Source organism: Streptomyces doebereineriae (assembly GCF_031845645.1).
GTDB classification, from domain to species: domain Bacteria; phylum Actinomycetota; class Actinomycetes; order Streptomycetales; family Streptomycetaceae; genus Streptomyces; species Streptomyces canus.
The window spans coordinates 1-705 of sequence record NZ_JAVREZ010000071.1; the positions used below are offsets into that span (position 1 = coordinate 1).

A 705-nucleotide genomic window follows, 5' to 3' on the forward strand; every position below is an offset into this window, starting at 1 on the left:
AACACCCGCGTCCAGCAGCACTTCGGTCATGAACTGGATGTGAAAGTCCTGTTCGAGGAGCCGCTCGGGAGCGCGATCGCGGAACTGCATGCGCGGATCGCCGGAGAGCCGACCGCGTAATCCGTTCACCCCGCATCGAGAACTAGAGGCTGGAGTAGCCGTGAATGACCGCATTTCCGATTTCCGACTGACCCCCGAAGAGCTCGCCACGTTCGAGGAGCAGGGATTCATCGGGCCGATCAAGGTATATGAACCGGAGGAGATGGAGAGGCGCTGGAACCAGATACGCCGGGCCATTCCGGACCGGTCGCGGGCGATCTACCCGGAGGACGCGCTGGGCGCGGTGACCAACCTCTCCAACTACGACCGGCACCTCGACATCGATCTGCTCAGCGAGCACATCATGCAGCGGGCCATCGTCGAGCGGGTCGCCTCCATCCTCGGCCCGGACCTGCTCTGCTGGCGCACCGAGTTCTTCCCGAAGTACCAGGGGGACGAGGGGACGGACTGGCACCAGGCGGCGACGTTCGCCCACTCCAGCGGCCGCCCCCAGATCAGGTGGCCCGCGGAGAACGACGCGCCCGCCTTCGGCGGCACGATCACCGCGTGGACCGCGTTCACCCACTCCACCAAGGAGAGCGGCTGCCTCCAGCTCATGCCGGGCACGCACCGGGTGATGAACTACGACGAGTCCCTCGGCATGTC

At 65.7% G+C, this 705-nt stretch carries 1 protein-coding gene; it reads left to right on the top strand.

What is annotated here, in order from left to right:
• Window positions 1-160: 160 nt before the first annotated feature.
• A partial coding sequence (locus tag RNB18_RS50740) for a chlorinating enzyme (protein WP_311720895.1) occupies window positions 161-705 on the top strand: 545 nt, incomplete at its 3' end.